The organism is Pseudomonas sp. Irchel s3f10 (assembly GCF_900187515.1).
GTDB classification, from domain to species: domain Bacteria; phylum Pseudomonadota; class Gammaproteobacteria; order Pseudomonadales; family Pseudomonadaceae; genus Aquipseudomonas; species Aquipseudomonas tensinigenes.
Map to the genome: position 1 here is coordinate 142,146 of NZ_FYDZ01000015.1, position 15,993 is coordinate 158,138.

Annotated in this window: 11 protein-coding genes and 2 rRNA genes; 9 read left to right on the top strand and 4 right to left on the bottom strand. The window is 58.5% G+C overall.

Features of this window, described 5'->3' with window-relative positions:
- Position 1: 1 nt before the first annotated feature.
- The gene (gene lapG / locus CKW17_RS25000) at positions 2-694 is read right to left on the bottom strand and encodes a cysteine protease LapG (protein ID WP_095122342.1); all 693 of its coding nucleotides are present in this window, start codon (positions 692-694) and stop codon (positions 2-4) included.
- Positions 695-891: 197 nt separating this feature from the next.
- On the opposite strand from lapG, the gene CKW17_RS25005 reads away from it, so the two are divergent.
- From CKW17_RS25005 to CKW17_RS25025, 5 genes are all read left to right on the top strand, one after another.
- Positions 892-1,602 (top strand): GntR family transcriptional regulator, encoded by a 711-nt coding sequence (locus CKW17_RS25005; protein WP_095122344.1) that lies wholly within the window; start codon positions 892-894, stop codon positions 1,600-1,602.
- A 746-nt stretch (positions 1,603-2,348) separates the two neighbouring features.
- Positions 2,349-3,125, top strand: coding sequence for a DUF3050 domain-containing protein (locus CKW17_RS25010; RefSeq protein WP_095122346.1), 777 nt, complete (start codon positions 2,349-2,351; stop codon positions 3,123-3,125).
- Complete coding sequence (locus CKW17_RS25015) at positions 3,122-4,051, top strand: diiron oxygenase (RefSeq protein WP_095122348.1); 930 nt, start codon at positions 3,122-3,124, stop codon at positions 4,049-4,051. Before CKW17_RS25010 ends, CKW17_RS25015 begins: the two co-directional genes overlap by 4 nt.
- 13 nt (positions 4,052-4,064) lie before the next feature.
- The gene (locus CKW17_RS25020) at positions 4,065-7,457 is read left to right on the top strand and encodes a non-ribosomal peptide synthetase (RefSeq protein ID WP_095122350.1); all 3,393 of its coding nucleotides are present in this window, start codon (positions 4,065-4,067) and stop codon (positions 7,455-7,457) included.
- A gap of 21 nt (positions 7,458-7,478) precedes the next feature.
- Positions 7,479-7,946 carry an SRPBCC family protein gene (locus CKW17_RS25025; RefSeq protein ID WP_095122352.1) on the top strand — a complete coding sequence of 156 codons (468 nt, stop codon included), beginning with the start codon at positions 7,479-7,481 and terminating at the stop codon, positions 7,944-7,946.
- Positions 7,947-8,069: 123 nt separating this feature from the next.
- On the opposite strand, the gene CKW17_RS25030 is transcribed toward CKW17_RS25025, so the two are convergent.
- Positions 8,070-9,950 carry a methyl-accepting chemotaxis protein gene (locus CKW17_RS25030; protein WP_077570036.1) on the bottom strand — a complete coding sequence of 627 codons (1,881 nt, stop codon included), beginning with the start codon at positions 9,948-9,950 and terminating at the stop codon, positions 8,070-8,072.
- A 304-nt stretch (positions 9,951-10,254) separates the two neighbouring features.
- Between CKW17_RS25030 and CKW17_RS25035 the strand changes: the two genes are divergently transcribed.
- The 4 genes from CKW17_RS25035 (at position 10,255) to CKW17_RS25050 (ending at position 15,604) form a co-directional block, all read left to right on the top strand.
- Entirely contained in the window at positions 10,255-10,755 is a 501-nt protein-coding gene (locus CKW17_RS25035) for a sigma-70 family RNA polymerase sigma factor (protein WP_026000801.1), read from the top strand.
- Positions 10,755-11,756 (top strand): FecR domain-containing protein, encoded by a 1,002-nt coding sequence (locus CKW17_RS25040; RefSeq protein WP_095122353.1) that lies wholly within the window; start codon positions 10,755-10,757, stop codon positions 11,754-11,756. The genes CKW17_RS25035 and CKW17_RS25040 overlap by 1 nt, the downstream gene beginning before the upstream one ends.
- An 86-nt stretch (positions 11,757-11,842) precedes the next feature.
- Complete coding sequence (locus CKW17_RS25045) at positions 11,843-14,347, top strand: TonB-dependent siderophore receptor (protein ID WP_095122355.1); 2,505 nt, start codon at positions 11,843-11,845, stop codon at positions 14,345-14,347.
- Between the two features lie 78 nt (positions 14,348-14,425).
- On the top strand, positions 14,426-15,604 hold the full coding sequence (locus tag CKW17_RS25050; protein ID WP_095122357.1) for a PepSY domain-containing protein: 1,179 nt from the start codon (positions 14,426-14,428) through the stop codon (positions 15,602-15,604).
- A gap of 71 nt (positions 15,605-15,675) precedes the next feature.
- Here the strand turns inward: CKW17_RS25050 and rrf (CKW17_RS25055) are convergent.
- Together rrf (CKW17_RS25055) and rrf (CKW17_RS25060) are read right to left on the bottom strand one after the other, a co-directional pair.
- Positions 15,676-15,791: ribosomal RNA gene (rrf, locus tag CKW17_RS25055) — 5S ribosomal RNA — on the bottom strand.
- Positions 15,792-15,896: 105 nt separating this feature from the next.
- Positions 15,897-15,993 (bottom strand): 5S ribosomal RNA (rrf, locus tag CKW17_RS25060); the annotation flags it as partial.

The window sequence follows — 15,993 nt, forward strand, 5'->3', positions numbered from 1 at the left end:
CCTAGTTAGTCGTCTCGACCGGGAAACCTTCGGCCTGCATTTTCTTCAACACATCCTGCCAGCGTGACAGGCGTTTGGTATCACCGACCTTCTTGTTGCCCTTGGCGCCCGGCAGATACAACCCCTCAGCATTGAAAGAGTAGACCGGCAGCAAATCGGTTCGCTGCGACGCCGGCTGGATCGGGTCGATCAGGCTGTCGAGCACCAGCGGCATGGCATCGGGGGTGGCATAGTAAGTCAGGACCATGTGCGCGCGGTTCTGGCGCAACGCTTTGACATAGGTGATGCGCAGCTTGTCACTGGAAACCCCGAGGTGGCGCAGGCTGAAATACTTGGCGATCGCATAGTCTTCGCAGTCGCCGGCGCCTTTCCACAGCGCCTCGATGGGCGTTTCCCAGTAATCGACTTCGTGCCACAGATCGATGTCCTCGACGTAGCGCACCTGTTTGTTGAAAAACAGGTTCACTACTTTGAGCTTTTCCATCTCGTTGACTTGTTTCTGTGTAGCCAACAGATTTTGCCAGGCATCGATGCGCTGCTGCCCGGCACCCAGTGGCCCGTAGAGAGCCGTGGCTTTGCGGCTGATCGTGGAAAAATCCCAATCGGCATGCAGACCGCCCAGCATGACGCCGGCCAGCAGCAGTGCGCAGCCTAGCCAGCGCAGTGTCCGGGGGATCGCGAAACATACCGCCACAGCAGGTTTCCAGAGGGCAGGGAGGAAAGCGTTTGATGGTGAAGCTTAGCCGGCGAAAAAACAATGGCACCATGAGATCATCGCCGGCGCGCTAAACTTCAGTTGCCAGCGCATTGTTTTACAAGGTTTGACAACCTGTAGAGCAATCACTAGTGTCATTTGGATCCAAATCAGGCCGACATACAGGGTGCGTAGTCGTGACACAGAAGCCCAAACCGCTGCACAGCATTAAAGTCGATGGACCGATTCCTGCGCATCTGGCCCGGTCGGTGATCGAAGAAACCCTGCGCTCGGCGATCCTCGATGGGCGTCTGCCCTGCGGCACGGCGCTGCGCCAGCAGGATCTGGCCGATCTGTTCGGCGTCAGCCGCATGCCGGTGCGCGAAGCGTTGCGCCAGCTCGAAGCCCAGGAACTGCTCAGCGTTACCGCGCACAAAGGTGCGGTGGTTGCGCCGCTGATTCAGGGCGATGCGACCGAAACCTACGAGCTGCGCATCCTCCTCGAGTCCGAAGCCATGCGCCAGTCGATTCCGTTGCTGACCGCTGCCGATCACACACGCGCCGCCGGTTACATCGAAGAGCTGGAGGCGCAACACGACTACACGGAAATCGGCCGGCTCAACCGCTTGTTCCACATGGCCCTGTACAGCAAGGCGCCCAACCAACGCTTGCTGCGCCTGGTCGAAGACGGGCTCAACGAAGAAGAGCGTTTTCTGCGCTTCAATCTTGAGGCCATGGGCCTGGGCAAATTGTCCCAGGACGATCACCGGGCGATGCTGCAAGCCGTGCAGGAGCGCGACATTGAACGGTCGATCAAACTCCTCGAGCAGCACCTTAATCGGGGCGTCGAGGTGATTACCCGCTATCTGGCTACCCCCGCCGCGCAAAGCCGCAAAGCCGCGCGTTGAGCGCGCACCCTCCGCGAATCACTCTCTTACAAATCCCCAAGCGATCTGCCAGCCCTCGGGTGGGCGGATCCGCCTGCCCGCTCTAACCTCCCTGCGCCGCTCAGCTCAAAATTTGCACCGTGCCGATGACGAATCGGTAATAGCCGTGGCGCTCATTTACCCGCACTCTTGAACGGCCAACCCCATAAAGAACGGGCGACGCGCCGCCCTGACGGCGCAGTCCCCGCACCAGGAACCTACGGAAGGAGCCTTGCCACGGGAAAAAGGAAGTCATGGCGCGGGGTCACGGCCAACTTCCGCCCTTTTAAATCATTCAACTCTTATTACTGGAAAGTTGCTTCGAGTGAGGCATTCACTCTTGTCGATCAATTTTGGCCGTTATTCGCCGAAAGGAGCAACTACGCCCAAATAAAACTTCAGCCAAAAGTTTTATCGGAACTACTCAACTTCAAAAAACAGCAAACTTAAAATAATTAAAAATGTACTTGTTAAATACTTTGTCGGTGTATTAGTTTTTCCTCGCCAAGTTTGAACTTCACCCTTCACCTCGGCACCCAACCAATGCCTGCGGTACAACAGCAGCGCCTTATGGGCAGACATGAAGCCATGTCACAGATATATCCGGTCCGCACTTACCCATCAGGAAGGAAGGCTGTCGTCCGCCGACAGAAAACAAGTAAGCCGTAGTTTTACAGATTGCGCAGTTACCCGAGCAGTTCCATTACATATCAACGATAAAGGACATCATGATGCCCACCAAGAACCAACTCGCCCTGAAGAAAGCCGAACTTAGCATTCACCCGATCTTTTCCGAGATCACTTCGCTATCGGTATTGCGACGTTTCATGGAAACCCACGTATTTGCCGTTTGGGATTTCATGTCGCTGACCAAACGCCTGCAGCAGGAACTGACCTGCACGCGTTTGCCGTGGCTGCCGCCGCGTGACCCTCACGCCGCCCGGTTGATCAACGAGATCGTTCTGGGTGAAGAGTCGGATGATCGCCTGACCGAAGGTCATTACAGCCATTTCGAGCTGTACCTGGATGCGATGCGCGAAATCGGCGCGAGCACCACGGCCGTGGAGCGCTTTGTCGCCCTGCAACAGGAAGGCGTGAGCTATGACATCGCGCTGCAAAGCGTCGAGGTTGATCCGGCCGCCGCGCAATTTGTCCGCGACACCTTGCGCACCGCCCTGCATGCACCGGGACACAGCGTGGCGGCAGCGTTTCTGCATGGTCGCGAGAGCGTAATTCCGACCATGTTCCAGCGCATTCTCGACGATTGGGGTATCGGTATCGAACAGGCGCCGACCTTTCGCTACTACCTGGAGCGCCACATCGAGGTCGACTCCGAAGATCACGGCCCGGCGGCAGAACACCTGCTCGAGCGTCTGGTCGACGGCGATCCGCAGCGCGAGGCCGAGGTCTACGCCAGCGCCATCGCCGCCGTGGAGAGTCGCATCGCCCTGTGGGACGGCCTGCGCCTGAGCATGCGCGAACCGTTGGCGGAGGTGGCCCAATGAACGCCACCGACTATCAATCCTTTGCCGACGCCTGGGAGAACCGCGCGACCATCCGCACTCGCCCGCGGCGCGTGCTCGAAGACGACGAGCGGCTGATCTATCCGCTCAGCCGCCAGCCGCTGGTGCTCAGCGAAACCTTCTTGCACGAGTGCCCGCAGCAGCGAGATTTCGCCTTGGTGCAGACGCTGTACAAATTCATCAACGACGTAGTGATTTTCGAGACCGAGATCGTCGACAAGACTGCGCGCAGCATCGCCAAGAACCGCTTCGCTGTAACCTTCCCGTTTGCCTGTCGTTACGACGCGATGACCGTGGTGGTCGACGAGGATTACCACGCCTTGGTGGCGATGGATTTCATGCAGCAGACGGTCGCGATGACCGGCATCGAACCCATTCAGTTGCCCGATGAAATCGAACTGAGCCGGGCCATTCCTGCGGCGGTAGCGCTGGCACCGGAACACCTGCGCAGCGCGATGGAATTGATTTGCGTGGCCATCGCCGAAAACACCGTGACCGGTGATGTCGCAGCGTTCGCCCGCGACGACACGGTCAAGCCGTCGATCAAAGGCCTGATGGCCGATCACTTGCTCGATGAGGGTCGCCATTCGAGTTTCTGGGCGCGAATGGTGCGCATCTATTGGCACACCGCCAGCGCGGCGGATCGCGAAACCATCGCGCAGATTCTGCCGGTGTTCATCGGCCATTACCTGACCAACGATATTCAGAAAGCCTTCGACCTGCGCCTGATCGACACACTGCCGGTCAGCGAGACCACGCGCCGTTCGCTCAGGGATGAAATGACCGGGCTCGCGTTCCCGATCAATCGCCACCATCCGCTGGTGGGCAACATCGTCAAGTTCTTCCACAACAGCTCGCTGCTCGACACGCCCTGCGTGCAGCACGCCTTGCGCGATTACCTGGTTTGACAAGGAGGCCGACATGAAACGTCTCGACATTTTGCTGATTGGCGCCAGCCAGGCCATGACCGACCTGGCGCTGGAACTCGAACAACACGGTCACTCCTTGCAGCGCAGCGCTGCCAGTGCATCGACGGTGGATCTGATCATCGACGATGGTTTTATCGGCGCCGGTGATTTTTGCTCAATCCCGCACCTGCATCTGCGTTTGGGTGTCGGCCTGCAGAGCCTTGGCGGTTTGCCGACACTCGATCTGCTGTGCTTCCTCGGCTCGTCACTGATCAGCCGCGTACCAATTGCCGATGAGCCGTCCGGTAACGGTCAGGCACTGCGCCAACGGGTGCTGACGCAAGTAGTGGACGAAGTGGCGCTGCTGGTCAGCCGCATCTCCCGCGATGCGGAATATCTTCAGCAGGTCGCGCCGGTGACTGCGCCGGATTTCGAGCGGATGGAAAACCTGCTGTTTCTCGACAGCCTGGCTTACGTCCATCGCCTCAATGACACGGCCAATTCAGTGCTGCTGCAACAGGCGCAGATCCCGGTGATCGAGCGCCTGCAACAGAGCCTGATCCGTCATGCCGAACGACCGGCGCTGCACCTCGCCGAACAGTCGATCAGCTATCGCCAACTGCACGCCCACAGCCGCGCGATCCAACAGCGTTTGCAGCCTTTGCTCGAGCAACATCCGCAACCGTGGGTGGTCGGCATCTGCCTGCCGAAAAGCCCGGCGCTGTTCGCCTCGATTCTGGCGGTCCTCGGCAGCGGCGCGGTGTACTTGCCGCTGGAGCCGAGTCATCCGTTGCAGCGCCAGCAGTACATTCTGCAAAACTCGGGCGCGTTGTTGTTGCTGCATGATGGCGAGCATCCGCTTGGCGAAACCATGGCGGGGCTGGATGTCAGTCACATCGCCAGCGCAGACGCGGATCTGAGCCAACCGCTGATGTGCCGACGCCCAGAGCTCGATGCGCCGTGCATGGCGCTTTACACTTCGGGCACCACTGGCCATCCAAAAGGCGTGCTGCTCAGTCAGGCCAACCTCGCGCACTTCACCGCGTGGTACGCCGATTACGTGCAGTTGCAGGCAGAAAGTCGAGTCTTGCAGTTCTCGTCACTGAGCTTCGACTCATCACTGATCGACATCTTCCCGACCCTGCTCGAAGGCGCCGAACTGGTGGTGCCCGATGACACGCAGCGGCGTGATCCGCTGCAACTGATCGCGCTGATCCGTCGTCGACAACTGACCCACGCATTCCTGCCGCCAGCGCTGTTGAGCATTCTGCCGTTGGAACAACTGGAAGGCGTGCAAGTGATGACCGGCGGCGACGTCTGCGAGCCGTTCGTCATTGAGCAACTGACCCGCCAGGGCACGCTGCACAACCTTTACGGCCCGACCGAAGCGACGGTGCTGATCACTGCGCGTCAGCTCACACCGGGCGACAGCAACCGCAGCCTCGGCGCGCCGATCGGCAACAGTCAGGTGCTGATTCTCGATGACGATCTGCAACCGGTGCCGCAGAACACCGTCGGCGAATTGTTCATCGTCGGCCCCGGCGTTTGCCTCGGTTATCTGAACAATCCACAGCAGACCGCCGAGCGTTATCTGACCTTGAATCTGCCGGACGGCCAAACGTTGCGCGCCTACCGCAGCGGCGACATGGCCAAATGGGGCGAGCACGGAATCGAGCTGTGCGGACGGCGCGACAATCAAGTGAAGATCCGTGGTTTTCGGGTCGAGCCGGAAGAGATCGAACGCTGCCTGCGCGAGAGCCAGTTGTACCGGCAAATCGCAGTAGTGATCGACACTCAGCGACGCATTCTGGCGTTCCTCGCCCAGCCGCAATCGGACACCGCGCGCGAAGCACTGAAGGCCCACGCCCGGCAGTTTCTGCCCGACTACATGCAACCCGTGGCGTGGACTGAGCTGTCGAGCATGCCATTCGCCAGCAACGGCAAGGTCGACCGTAAAGCGCTGCTGGACCTGCCGGTGAGCGTGCAGGGCAGCGGGCCGAAATGCCTGCCGGCGAATGCTGATGAAGCACTGCTGCTGGAGATCTGGGCGGAGTTGCTGGAGCTGCCGAACAGCGATATTTCCACCGATGAAAGTTTCTTCAATCTGGGTGGTCACTCGATTTTGCTGTCGCGCATGTTGCTGCGTTTGCGTGAGGAATTCGGTCGCAGCATTTCGATCAATCGCTTCATCGAACTGCCGACCATCATCAAACTGGCAACGCTGGTGCGCGGCACCGATGACAACGCGGTGCTCAGCGCCCAGGCCATGGCCGACGCCGAGCGTGCGCTGGAAATCGAACCGCTGCCGGTCAGCCGCATGGGCGATGTGCACAAGGTCATCGTCACCGGCGCCAACAGCTTTGTTGGCGTGCACATCGTCGAAGCGCTGCTCGGCTGGGGCGCCAGCGAAGTCGCGTGTCTGGTGCGCGATGGCGGCGGGCAAACGGCGGCGCAGCGCTTTGTCGAGTCACTGCGGGAAAACCGTCTGGAGCATCTGGATCTGAGTCGTGTGCGGGTTTACGCGGCAGACATTACCCGCCCACAACTGGGCTTGAACGACGAGGACTATCAACGCTTGGATCGCGAGTTCGGCGCGCTGGTGCACAACGCCGCCAACGTCAATCACGTCCTCGATTACGAGTCGCTGGCGGCGGACAACGTCGAACCGATTTTCGCCCTGCTGCGCTTGTGCGAAGGGCAGAGCAAAAAGGTCTTCAACTTCGTCTCGACGCTGTCGGCTTCAAGCACGGTCGATGATGCCGGCCAAGTGCTGGAACTGCCTGCGGCACTGACGCCACCGATCTACATTCGCAACGGTTACAACCTGTCGAAATGGGTCGGCGAGCGCATCCTCGAACGAGCGCGGGAACGCGGCGTACGGGTCAATCTATATCGCCCCGGCAACATCAGTTTCAACAGCTTGAGCGGCGTTTGTCAGCCGCACAAAAACCGCTTGATGCTGATGCTCAAAGGCTCGATCCAGCTCGGCCAGGTACCAGCCTTCGCGCTGAATTTCGACCTGATGCCAGTGGACTTTCTCGCCCGTTTCATTGCCTTCCACGCCAGCCGTTATTCGCCGGAACGTGCGGTGTTCAACCTGCATAACCCCGAACCATTGAGCTGGGACGCCTACGTTGCTTCGTTCCGCGAAACCGGCAGCGAGTTCGCGTTGGTCAGCGTCGCTGACTGGCAACAGCAACTGGGCCGGGTTGACGCCGACAACGCGCTGTTCGGCGTGCTCGGCTTCTACCTCAACGGCTTTGAGGAAGACATCGGCGACATCTCCCTGATCGGCCACGCCAACGCTGAAGCCGGCGTGCAGCAGATGGGCGCGCACTACCCGCAGAAATCCCCGGCGCTGCTGCGTCGCGGCTGCGACTACCTGAAACAAATCAACTTCATCTGATCCAACAAAAGGAGCAACACCATGAGCACTCTGCAACCCGATACCCTGATCAAAAACCCGCATGGCTGCCACGTTGTGTCGTCAGTGGAAGTACCGGCGGACGCGGCGCAAGTCTGGGCGGTGGTCGGCGATTTCGGCGGATTCGACCGTTTCATTCCGGCGCTGTCGCACATCGAAATGACCGGCGACGGCGTGTCTTCGCTGCGCAAGAAATTTTTCAAGGACGGCAACGTGGTGGTCGAGCAACTCAACTCCCGCGATGAGCAGGCGCGGAGCATGACCTGGACGACGATTTACAACACCTTGGGGGTGGCGAATCTGTGGGCGGCAATGAATGTCGAATCGCTGGGCGCGGGTAAGTCTCGGGCGACGTGGACGATCATTGCCGAGCCTGCTTCGGGGGGTGAAGAGGCGTTGCCGGGATTCAAGGAGTTTGTGCAGGGGTTTGCGGATGATGCGATGGGGAATGTGTTGAGGCTGTTTGTTTAAGGCTTCGGTGTTGCGGTGAATGCACCACCGCTTTCGCGAGCAGGCTCGCTCCCACAGGGAAATGCATTCCAAATGTGGGAGCGAGCCTGCTCGCGAAGAACGATAACGCGGTCTGACTTGAGGTCAGATCTTGAAGCTGTCGACCAGTTGCTTCAGGCGGTTGGCCTGCTGCGACAACGCATCACAATCCTTCAGCGTTTCATTGAGGTTGGCCACGCTCTGCTGGTTCAGCAGGTTGATCTGGTTAACGTCGACGTTGAGGGTTTCCACCACGGCGGTCTGCTCTTCGGTCGCCGCTGCCACCGACTGGTTCATCCCGTCGATTTCACCGATGCGCTGGGTCACGCTGACCAGACGCAAACCGGCCTGGTTGGCCACTTCCACGCTCTGTTCACTGGACGCCTGACTGGCGTTCATCGTGGTCACCGCTTCACGCGAACCGATCTGCAGCGAAGTGATCATCTTGTGGATCTCTTCTGCCGACTCCTGCGTGCGGTGGGCAAGGTTACGCACCTCATCCGCCACCACGGCAAAACCACGTCCGGCTTCACCGGCACGCGCCGCTTCAATCGCGGCGTTGAGCGCCAACAGGTTGGTCTGTTGCGAAATGCCTTTGATCACATCAAGGATGTGGCCGATGTTGTCGGTGCTGGCGTTCAGGGTTTCGATCTGCGTGCACGACAGGCTGATCTTCTGCGACAACTCGGTCATCGCCAGAATGGTTTGCTCGACCACCTGACGCCCGTCATCGGCCTGCTCGCTGGCGCCGCTGGCGTGTTGCGAAGCATCAGCGGCGTTGCGGGCGATTTCCTGAGTAGCAGCGCCCAGTTCGTTGATCGCGGCAGCCACGCTGTTGGTGCGCGCACTTTGCTCGTCGGAGCCGACGATCGAGGCGTTGGACGAAGCCATCACCCGTTGCGACAAATCATGCACGTGGCGGGTTGCCGAGGACACTTCGGAAATCGACGCATGAATTCGTTCAACGAATTGGTTGAACGCGCTGCCCAATTCACCGAACTCGTCTTTGCTCTCGACCACCAGACGACGGGTCAGGTCGCCTTCACCCTGAGCGATGTCCTGCATCGCACGACCCATGGTGGTCAGCGGACGCATCAACACATTGATCAACAGGCTCAGCAGCAAGGCAATCGCGGCCACGGCGACAAACATCGCGATCAATGCCGAGGTGCGGAATTGGCTGAGTGCGGCGTAGGCTTTGTCGCGATCGATCGACAGACCGATGTACCACTGCGCATTCGGCAGGTCGCTGACCGGGGTAAACGACAGAATACGTTCCTGGCCATTGAGCACGACGTTCTGGTTGCCCTTCTCAATGCGCACGCTGGTGTTCGGGTAGATGTCTTTCAGGTTTTTCATCACCTGATCTTTGTCCGGGCTGACGATCACCTGACCGTCGGCGCTGACCAGGAACGCATGGCCAAGGCCACCGAAGTCCACCGAGTTGATGATCTTCACCAGGGTTTCCAGGCTCAGGTCACCACCGACCACACCGAGCAGCTCGCCGTTCTTTTTCACCGGCATGGCGATGGTCACTACCAGGCCACCGACAGCGGCCATGTACGGCGGCGTCAGCATGGTTTTGTCGGCGACAACCGCTTGCTTGTACCAAGGACGCTGACGCGGGTCATAGCCGTCCGGCATCTTCGCGTCAGGGCGCTGGGTGAACACACCGTTGGCCTGACCGACGTAGGTGAACTGGAAGTTCGAAGTGAACGCTGGTTGATCGACCAGACCCGGGAAATCGGCGTCCTTGCCCTGATGGGCAACGTTCTGCGCGAGGTTTTCCAGCACCAGAATCCGCCCGCTCATCCAGTTCTGCACGCTGCTGGCGGTCAGATCACCGGCCTGCTGCACAGAAGACTGAAGGTTCTGGCGAATGGTGTTTCGCTGCAGATAGTCGTTGTAGAGCGTGAACAGCGCGAACGCCAGGACCACGACGCCCGAGGCGGCCAACAGGATTTTATGGCTGAACTTGAGATTCATTTCATGGGACTTCTTATGCGAAAAGTGGGGATGCGTTCCGGATGCAACATTCCATGTACAGCGCAGGCAGCATTCTTCAGGCCGCTCTACTTTGGTGCACGCATGTCTCACCAGTCTGTCGGCACGTGTCGGAGAAATCTTAGGGCTGAGCGGGAAATGGATGGCATTTCTGGTGGATTCCCGCCGAACGGCGTGCCAGAGCGTTCGCCCCGATGTTTTTCAGGGCTGATGTTCGGGTGACAGTTGCAAATTCCGTAACCCTTGATGACAATGCGAGTAATTATCATTTGTGACGTTCGCGTTCATGTCCTCACCTGAATTTGCAGTGCAGGCGCTTTACAGTAGTCATCATGGCTGGCTTAACGCTTGGCTGCGCGCACGGCTGGGCAATGCGGCGGATGCGGCAGATCTGGCTCAGGACACCTTCGTCCGCCTGCTGCAACGCACCGAACGTCTCGAACTCAAAGCCCCTCGCGCCTTCCTGCGTACCATCGCTCGCGGGTTGGTGATCGACCATTGGCGCCGTGAAGAAATCGAACGCGCTTATCTGGAAACCATCGCCCATTTGCCCGAAGCCGAAACACCGAGTGCCGAAGCCCGGGCGCTGGTGATCGAACTGCTCGAGAGCATTGCGCGGATGCTTGAAGGACTGAAGCCGAAAGTGCGTCAGGCGTTTCTGTTGGCGCAGTGCGAAGGGTTGACCCACAAGCAGATCGCCGAACAGATGGGCCTGTCGTTGCGTTCGGTTGAACGTTACGTCGCCGATGCGCTGTATCACTGTTATGTGCTGCGGTACGAAAGCTGATGCCTGTGGATAATCTTTCTCTGAGCCGCCGCACCGAGCCGCAGCAACAGGTGGTCAAGCAGGCCATTCACTGGCTGTTGCGACTGCGCAACAATCACGGCAATCCGCGCCTGAACCGCCAGTGTGAACAGTGGCGCGCCGAACACCATGAACATGAATTGGCCTGGCAGCGGGTGCAGTCGCTGCAAGCCGAACTGAGCAACAACCTGCGCGCAGTGCCCGGTGCGCAAGTGGCGTTCAACACCCTTGAAAACAGTGCGCAGGGTTTGGGCCGGCGACAGGCGTTAAAGCTATTGTCTGGCGCATTGCTGATGGGCTCCGCTGCATGGCTGGCCAAGGACACTGCCGCTTGGCAGCAATGGAGCGCCGATTACGCCACCGCGACGGGCGAGCGGCGCGGCTTCCAGTTGCCGGACGGTACCCGGATCGAGTTGAACACTGCCAGCGCGGTGGATCTGGATTACACCGCGCAACAGCGCCTGATCAAACTGACTCGCGGTGAAGTCATCGTCACGTGTGGTGGCTCCGACGAGGGCGCGCCGTCTGATCGGCCGCTGCGGGTACAAAACCGTCACGGCACTTATGAGCCGGTCCATGCCCGATTCATCCTGCGTCAGGACAATGACTGCACGCGGCTCAGCGTCACCCATGGCCAGGTGGCCATCCACTCCGGCGGCACCTCGGTAGAAGCACTCGCCGGGCAGAGTTATCTGATCGACCGCCATCAGGTACGCCCGGCCCCGACGCTGGATATGGATGCTGGCGCCTGGATCGATGGCTTGATCGTCACACGCAATATGCGTCTGGGCGACTTTCTCGCTGAAGTCGCGCGTTATCGTCAGGGCTTTCTGAACTGTGTGCCGCAAGTGGCGGAGTTACGACTGTCCGGCGTATTCCGCCTGGAAGACACCGACAAGCTGTTAGCGATTCTGCCGCAGACGTTGCCGGTGCAATTGCGCTATCGCACGCGTTGGTGGGTGACCCTGGAACGCGCGGTTTAAAATTTTTTGGCGGGTTTCTGCAGCATGTCCGGCTTAGTCAGTAAGCACTTCAACTCAGCCTTCGCGACTGCCTACGGAAACCTACAATGACTGTCCGCGCCACCTGTAAGAACTCTCCGAATTTCACTGCCGAATCGGGATTGCTGCGCCACGCCATTCGCGCTGCGCTGTTGTCGACTGCATTGGGCGTTTGTGTGATGCCTTCCTTGAGCATGGCGGCTACTCCCGCTGGCGGTGAAGTCAGCCATCGCTACAGTGTTGCTCCGGGCCCTCTCGGTGAGGCGCTGAATCAGTTTGCCCGTCAGGCCGGCATCACGTTGTCGATGACCCCGCAGCAGACTCAGGGACTGCAATCGCCAGGTGTACAGGGTGAGTACTCGACCGATCAGGCGCTGAGCCATTTGCTCGGCGGTTCGGGTCTGGACGCGGTCAGCCAGGACGGCAGCAGCTACGTCCTGCGTCCGCTCGCTGAAACCGAAGCACTGGCCCTGCCGACCACCGACATCAAAGGCTTCGCCCTCGGCAACGCCTTGGGCAGCATGGATGGCTACAACGCCACTCACAGCCAGATCGCCACCAAGACCAGTACGGCGTTGCTGGAAACCTCGCAGAGCGTGTCCGTGGTCACTCGCGAGCAGATGGACGATCAGGGTTCGCAGACTGTCTCGCAAGCGATGCGCTACACCCCGGGCGTACTGACCAATCCGTACGGCGCGACTCATCGCTATGACTACGTGGCAATGCGCGGCTTCAACGACGGCTCGGTGGACAACATCTACCTTGACGGCCTCAAGTCGATGGGCGACAGCGGCACTTACAGCACCATGCAGGTCGATCCGTATTTCCTTGAGCGCGTGGACATTCTCAAGGGACCCTCGTCGGTACTGTACGGTCGCAGTTCGCCAGGTGGTCTGGTGGCGCTGACCAGCAAGAAACCGCTGTACGAGGCTTACCACCAGATTCAAGCGACGGTCGGCACGCAAGGTCAGCGCGGGGTCGGTTTTGACTTCAGCGGTCCAGTCGATGACGACAAGCGTATTGCCTATCGTCTGACCGGGTTAACGGATCAGTCCGACACACAGTTCGACCACAACAAGGAAAAGCGCTTCGCCCTGGCACCAACGCTGAGTATCGATTTCAGTGAAGACACTTCGCTGACCTTGCAGGCTTATCTGCAACATGATCCGGATGGTGGCTACCACGGCGGAGTGCCGGCCGAAGGCACGATCCATCAGCGCAATGGCAACCGCATCTCGCCACACTTCTTCGAAGGTGAGCCAGGCATCGATGGTTATTCGCGTGATCAGCAATCGTTCGGTTATCAGTTTGAACATCGCTTCAACGACGTCTTCACCGCTCGCCAGAATTTCCGTTACCTGGATTCCAAAGTGAACATGGATCAGGTCTACGCCTATGGCTGGACCTCGCCGACCAGCAACGAGCTGAACCGCTACTACACCGGCGGAGATGAGCGTCTGCATGCGTTTATCGTCGATAACATGCTCCAGGCTGAATTTTTCACCGGCGCAACCAAACATACTGTGCTGATGGGCGCGGATTATCAGCGGCGTAAAACCGTGGTCGACTGGACCAGCGGCGGTCTTGCACCGATCAATACGTTCAATCCGGTGTACGGCAATTCGGCGATCGACATGTATGGCGAAACCAGTTACCTGCGCCGTCTGGAACAGACCGGGGTTTATCTGCAAGACCTGATCGAGATGGACAAATGGCGTTTCTCGCTGGGCTTGCGTCAGGACTGGGTCGAGACGTCGGACGAAAACCGTATCGCTGAGGCCGGACGTCCGGTTGGCACAGAGATCAATGATCGCCGCACCAAACTCACCGGCCGTGCCGGCGCGCTGTACCTGTTCGATAACGGTTTGGCGCCCTACATCAGCTACTCCGAATCGTTTAACCCTAACTCCTACGCCGACAGCGCCGGTAACCCGCTGGCTCCTACCGACGGAACACAATGGGAAGTCGGCTTGAAGTATCAGCCACCGGGTACTGACAACCTGTTCACCGCGTCGCTGTTCCGCATCGATCAGGAAAATCTGGCAACCAAACTGCCGCAGGAAAACTTCTATCGCGCGGTCGGCGCTGTGCGCTCGCAAGGCCTGGAACTGGAAGCGCACATGCAGCTGACAGACAACCTCAAAGTACTCGGCAGCTACACTTTCACCGATATCGAATACTCGAAGTCGATGGTCAGCACCTTGAGCACACCGACCGATGTGATCGAGAACAAAGGCAACTCACCGACGCAGGCCCCGCGTCATATGGCGTCGTTGTGGGCGGACTATAAGTTCGACAGTGCCGCACTCGATGGCCTGCGCCTGGGCGGCGGGGTGCGGTATGTCGGCTATAGCTGGGCGGATGCGGAGAACACCATGAAGGTGCCCTCCTACACGTTGTTTGATGCCTCGATTGGTTATGACTTGGGCAAGGTCGGTTTGAAGGGCGTTGATGTGCGTCTGAATGCGAACAATCTGACCAACGAATCCTACGTCGCCTCCTGCGCCAGTCTGAACTTCTGCTACATGGGCGAAGAGCGCAACGTGGCGGCGACGGTCAGCTACCAGTTCTAAGCCTTTTGTCCTGTGCGTAAAAAAGCCAGCCCCTGAATGTTCAGGGGCTGGCTTTGTCGTTTCTATGGGGAAATTCTCATGCGTGCGTTTTTGGTGTTGTTGCATCGTTATATCGGCTTGGCCACGGCGGTTTTTTTATTGCTGGCCGGGGTTACGGGAAGCATTCTGGCGTTCAATCATGAATTGGATGAATGGTTGAACCCGGAGTTTTATGCGGCCTCTGCGCAGGGCTCTCGACTGCCGCCGGGCGAATTGGTTGATGCGGTGCAATCTGCGCATCCAAAGCTGCAGGTCTGGTACATGGAGTACCCGAGTGAAGCTGGACACACTGCGTTGCTTGCAATGGTCCCGCGTAATGATCCGTCAACCGGCAAGCCGTTCGATGAACGTAATCAGGTGTTTTATCTGGACCCGGTGAGTGCTGAACAAAAGGGTCAGCGGTACTGGGGTGAGTGCTGTTTTCAGCGAGAGAACTTTGTCCCTTTCATTCTCGAGTTTCATTACAACCTGACATTGCCGGGAAACTGGGGATTATTGCTGATGGGGTTGGTTGCGATTGCGTGGGTGTTCGATTGCTTCGTTGCGCTATGGCTGACATTGCCGCGAGGAAAGCCGTTCTGGAAGAAGTGGTCGAAAGCCTGGAAAGTGAAGGGTGGGCATGCCTATCGGCTGAATTTCGACCTGCATCGCGCCGGGGGTTTATGGCTATGGTTGTTGCTGCTGCCGATCGCGGTCAGCAGCGTCGCCATGAACTTGCCGAGTCAGGTGTTCAAGCCTGCGGTGTCGTTGTTTTCGCCAATTGAGCCGAGCGTCTACGAAGCCAGAGGGCGAATGCCCACCTCAGAGTTGGGGGTGACGAAATTGAGCTATCAAAAGGCATACGAGAGGGCATTACAGGAGGGGGAAAGGTTAGGGCTGACAGCGGCGATCGGAGAGTTGTATTACAGCTTTGAATACAACTTTTACGGCGCAGGATTTGGACAGCACGACACAGAAGCTCATGGCAAATCCTGGTTGTTCTTTCATGGTACGGACGGGCGCTTGTTAGGGCAGGAGATTGCAGGACAGGGGACGTTGGGAGAGCAGTTTTATCGGTTGCAGCTACCGATACATGGAGGACGGATCATTGGAGTTACAGGTCAGGTAATGATCGCGTTGCTAGGTATTTTGATTGCAGGCTTATCGGGGACTGGCGTCTACATCTGGTGGCGCAAATGGCAGGCTCGACGTATCAGCAAAGTACGTAAAGCTGTTTGATCATTGGTTTTGCAGGCCCTGAAATGACAAAACCCCTGTCTGCGTTAGCAGACAGGGGTTTCGGAATTCAATCTTGACGATGACCTACTCTCACATGGGGAAACCCCACACTACCATCGGCGATGCATCGTTTCACTACTGAGTTCGGGATGGGATCAGGTGGTTCCAACGCTCTATTGTCGTCAAGAAATTCTGTATCTGACCTGTCAACACGGTAACAGGCCAGCAAAAACGGATGTTTCTACTAAAACAAAACCCCAATTGCTTTCGCAATTGGGGTTTCGGAATTTAATCTTGACGATGACCTACTCTCACATGGGGAAACCCCACACTACCATCGGCGATGCATCGTTTCACTGCTGAGTTCGGGATGGGATCAGGTGGTTCCA

Bases quoted from the DNA above. Each gene is read 5' to 3' on its own strand.
- CKW17_RS25040 (WP_095122353.1), top strand. From the start codon at position 10,755: ATGCCTGTGGATAATCTTTCTCTGAGCCGCCGCACCGAGCCGCAGCAA.
- CKW17_RS25020 (WP_095122350.1), top strand. From the start codon at position 4,065: ATGAAACGTCTCGACATTTTGCTGATTGGCGCCAGCCAGGCCATGACC.
- CKW17_RS25010 (WP_095122346.1), top strand. From the start codon at position 2,349: ATGATGCCCACCAAGAACCAACTCGCCCTGAAGAAAGCCGAACTTAGC.
- CKW17_RS25030 (WP_077570036.1), bottom strand. From the start codon at position 9,950: ATGAATCTCAAGTTCAGCCATAAAATCCTGTTGGCCGCCTCGGGCGTC.
- CKW17_RS25045 (WP_095122355.1), top strand. From the start codon at position 11,843: ATGACTGTCCGCGCCACCTGTAAGAACTCTCCGAATTTCACTGCCGAA.
- CKW17_RS25015 (WP_095122348.1), top strand. From the start codon at position 3,122: ATGAACGCCACCGACTATCAATCCTTTGCCGACGCCTGGGAGAACCGC.
- CKW17_RS25035 (WP_026000801.1), top strand. From the start codon at position 10,255: ATGTCCTCACCTGAATTTGCAGTGCAGGCGCTTTACAGTAGTCATCAT.
- CKW17_RS25050 (WP_095122357.1), top strand. From the start codon at position 14,426: ATGCGTGCGTTTTTGGTGTTGTTGCATCGTTATATCGGCTTGGCCACG.
- CKW17_RS25025 (WP_095122352.1), top strand. From the start codon at position 7,479: ATGAGCACTCTGCAACCCGATACCCTGATCAAAAACCCGCATGGCTGC.